The 3735-nt window shown below is 39.5% G+C and carries 4 protein-coding genes; 2 read left to right on the plus strand and 2 right to left on the minus strand.

All coding sequences use genetic code 11. The annotated features are described in order from the left end of the window. Positions 1-30: 30 nt before the first annotated feature. Complete coding sequence (locus tag WBN20_RS12420) at positions 31-693, plus strand: SCO family protein (protein WP_424281920.1); 663 nt, start codon at positions 31-33, stop codon at positions 691-693. 92 nt (positions 694-785) lie between these two features. Beyond that, on the plus strand, positions 786-1838 hold the full coding sequence (locus WBN20_RS12425) for an SMP-30/gluconolactonase/LRE family protein (RefSeq protein WP_424281921.1): 1053 nt from the start codon (positions 786-788) through the stop codon (positions 1836-1838). 70 nt (positions 1839-1908) lie between these two features. Here the strand turns inward: WBN20_RS12425 and WBN20_RS12430 are convergent, their stop codons facing one another. Together WBN20_RS12430 and WBN20_RS12435 are read right to left on the minus strand one after the other, a co-directional pair. Next, positions 1909-2850 (minus strand): NAD(P)H-dependent flavin oxidoreductase, encoded by a 942-nt coding sequence (locus tag WBN20_RS12430; protein ID WP_424274504.1) that lies wholly within the window; start codon positions 2848-2850, stop codon positions 1909-1911. A gap of 65 nt (positions 2851-2915) precedes the next feature. Continuing rightward, positions 2916-3735: MnmA/TRMU family protein (locus WBN20_RS12435; RefSeq protein WP_424281922.1), on the minus strand; the 820-nt coding region annotated here is incomplete at its 5' end.

Consider the following 3735-nt stretch of genomic DNA (forward strand, 5'->3'; position numbering starts at 1 on the left):
TTAAAATATTAAATTCATAAATACGCAACATTGCAGACTGAATTTTTTAAAAATCCGCATTTAAGGCAGGGGATAATTGTATTTCTTGTACTTACATCCTTATTAATATTCTTTTCCTATTGGTTGCAGGAAGAACAACCGGGGGTTTATAACCCTTCAGATTTAAATCCGGCCCTGGTAGACCAAAGTTTGCATAAGATTGAGCGAAATCATAGGGTTGCACCATTTGAATTGATTAATCAGAATGGCGATACAATTACACAGGAAGATTATAAAAACACAATCTATGTAACGGATTTCTTTTTTACCCGATGCCCTAGTATTTGTCCTGTAATGACGAATAATATGGAAGTGTTACAGCAGGAATTTATTAGTAATAACGACATAAAGTTACTGTCCATTTCAGTGACTCCGGAGATAGATAGTGTTTCTGTTTTATATAATTATGCTTCTAAAAATGGTGCCCTAGATACTAAATGGAATATTACCACCGGTAACAAAAAACATATTTATGAACTTGCCCGTAAAAGTTATTTTGCTGTGGTTGATGAGGGTGATGGTGGTCTGCAGGATTTTATTCATACGCCCAACTTCGTACTGGTGGACAAGCAAAAACAGATTCGAGGTATCTATGACGGCACTAAAGATGATGAAATTCAGCGCTTGATTAAAGACATCAGAACCTTACAGTAGTAGCCGGCATTTTTGGTAACTTGCTTAAAATCCCAGGGGAGACAAATAGTGTTTAATTAATTATAAGTAGTTTGAGATTGAATTTAAACAAAATGAAAAAAATAGCTTACCTAAGCTTTTTTACAATTGTGATTCTTATGCTGTCAAATTGTAAAACCGAAAAAAAAGAGAATTCTAACAAAGAACTTGAAGAACCAAATATATCCGCGATATTTGAGGAGGGTGAGATTGAGGCCTATAACGAAAGCTTGTGGTCAATAGTTCCTGAAGGATCCAAAATTGAAGTAATCGCGGAAGGACATGACTGGACTGAAGGGCCGCTGTGGTTACCAGAACAGGAAATGTTATTGTACACAGATATACCCAGAAATGCAATCTATAGCTGGAAAGAAGGGGAAGAAGCAAAATTGTATCTTCAACCCTCTGGTTTTATGGGTGAAAAATTTGAAGGGTCCGAACCCGGTGCCAACGGATTACTACTTAATAACGAAGGAAAGTTGGTATTGTGCCAGCATGGGGATAGACAGGTGGCACTAATGCAAAGTCCGGTTTTGGAACCTACAGCCAATTATAAAATCTTGACTAGCGCTTTTAAAGGCAAAAGATTCAATAGCCCAAATGATGCGGCTTATAAAAGTGATGGCGCCCTCTATTTTACTGACCCTCCTTATGGCCTGCCACTGCGAATGGATGATCCAAATAAAGAACTCGACTATCAAGGGGTTTACAGGCTGAGTCAGGAAGGAGAATTAACCCTTTTAACAACTGAATTTACAAGACCTAACGGTATAGCATTCTCTCCGGATGAGAAGAAACTTTATGTGGCAAATTCTGATCCGGAATTTGCTGTTTGGAAAGTCTTTGATGTTTTGGAGGACGGTTCCATTAGCAATGGTAAGATCTTCTATGATGTTACCGAGTTAGTGTCAAAAGAAAAAGGTCTGCCGGATGGCTTAAAAGTGGATAATGATGGGAACTTATTTGCCACAGGACCCGGAGGGGTTTTTATTTTTTCTCCTGAAGGAACGGTATTAGGAAAAATTAAAACAGGGCAAGCCACTTCTAATTGTGCCTTCAATGAGGATAAATCTTTATTATTTATAACGGCGGATAGTTATATACTGCGGGTAAGATTAAGTATATAATTAGATAAAAACCTTACTTCTTCCTGATTTCTTTAAAGTTGAAAGGAATACTATAGATTATTACTTTATACTATAAATCTGTCACTATTTTTTTAGCTTCATTAAACTCCTGCATCATATCAGATAAAATTTTTGCCGCCGGCTTAATGTCATGGATTAGTGCAGAAACCTGACCTATCTCCAACTCCCCTTCTTCCAGGTCCCCTTCAAACATGCCTCTTTTGGCCCTCGCCCGGCCCAGTAAATTTTTTAACTCCTCTACCCCATAACCCTGCTGATAAGCAGCCTGAATATCATTATAAAATTTATTTTTAAGGAGTCTTACCGGGGCAAGTTCCTTAAGCGTCAGGTGGGTATCCCCTTCTCCTGCATCAACAACTTTCTCCTTAAACAACGGGTGGGAAGATGCCTCCTCACTTGCCACAAATCTGCTTCCTACCTGTACCCCATCTGCACCTAAAATCATAACAGCAAGCATCGCACTGCCGGTGGCAATACCGCCCGCAGCGATAAGGGGAATGTTAATTTTTTCATGAACAGCCGGTATTAGCGTTAGGGTTGTTGTTTCATCCCTTCCATTGTGTCCCCCTGCCTCGAAACCTTCAGCAACCACAGCATCAACTCCTGCTTCCTGGGCTTTCAAAGCAAATCTGACACTGCTTACCACGTGCACTACAGTAACCCCATTTTCTTTTAAATAATTGGTCCATGTCTTAGGATTCCCAGCTGAGGTAAATACAATCTTAACATTCAATTTTACTATAATCTCCATCAGCTTGTCGATGTCCGGATAAAGCATAGGAACATTTACTCCAAAAGGTTTTTCCGTTGCCTGCTGGCACTTTTGAATATGTTCTCTGAGAACTTCCGGATACATGCTCCCTGCACCAATAAGGCCAAGTCCTCCTGCATTGGATACTGCCGAAGCAAGCCGCCAACCACTAGCCCATATCATACCAGCCTGAATAATTGGATACTCAATTCCGAAAAGTGTGGTTATTCTGTTTTGCATACATTTTTAATCAAACCCCCGGTTTCAGGCCGTAATTATTAAAATACCAATTATTTGCAGAAAAATTAAGAAATTACTCCGGAACCTACAAGTTCGTTTCCAATATACCACGCTGCGAACTGTCCTTCAGTTATGGCAGATTGCTTCTCTTCGAAATCAACATAAAGTCCGGCATCAACCTTGTATAGTTTGGCTTTTTGGAGAGCTTGCCTATATCGTATCCTGGCCCAAACCTCCATAGAATCATCTACATTAAGACTCAAATCGGGTCTAATCCAATGTAATTCATCATTCTTTATAAATAATGTTCGTCTGAAAAGTCCGGGATGGGTTTTTCCCTGTCCTGTAAAAATGATATTTTCATTAACATCAGTTTCTATAACGAATAAGGGCTCAGGGGTACCTCCTACGTCCAGACCTTTTCGCTGTCCTTTGGTAAAATAATGAGCCCCCTGATGTTGGCCCACCACTTTACCATCGGAAATGTCATAAACCGGTTTTTGGGCATAAAAGGCCAATTCCTCAAATTTATTCATAAAGACCGGAACTGTTCGCAGGTATTGGGGGACATCATTGGGTACTTCAACTATGGGCCCGTTTTTTGGCTTTAACTTTTGCTGTAAAAAATCTGGTAAGCGTACTTTTCCAATAAAACAAAGTCCCTGAGAATCCTTTTTATCGGCTGTAATTAAATCATTATCAAAAGCCATTTTCCTTACCTGAGGTTTTGTCAACTCACCAATTGGGAAAAGTGTTTTCGACAATTGGTCCTGAGACAGCTGGCACAAAAAGTAGGATTGATCTTTGTTATCATCTACCCCTGCTAATAGTCTGTAAGTGGCAGACCCATTAGCGTTCAAAATTTCCCCTTTTCTGCAATAATGT

This window comes from Eudoraea sp. (genome assembly GCF_049665975.1).
Classification (GTDB): domain Bacteria; phylum Bacteroidota; class Bacteroidia; order Flavobacteriales; family Flavobacteriaceae; genus Eudoraea.

What these genes read in the sequence shown, in the direction of transcription:
- WBN20_RS12430 (WP_424274504.1), bottom strand. Translation starts at nt 2,850, where the DNA reads ATGCAAAACAGAATAACCACACTTTTCGGAATTGAGTATCCAATTATT.
- WBN20_RS12425 (WP_424281921.1), top strand. Translation starts at nt 786, where the DNA reads ATGAAAAAAATAGCTTACCTAAGCTTTTTTACAATTGTGATTCTTATG.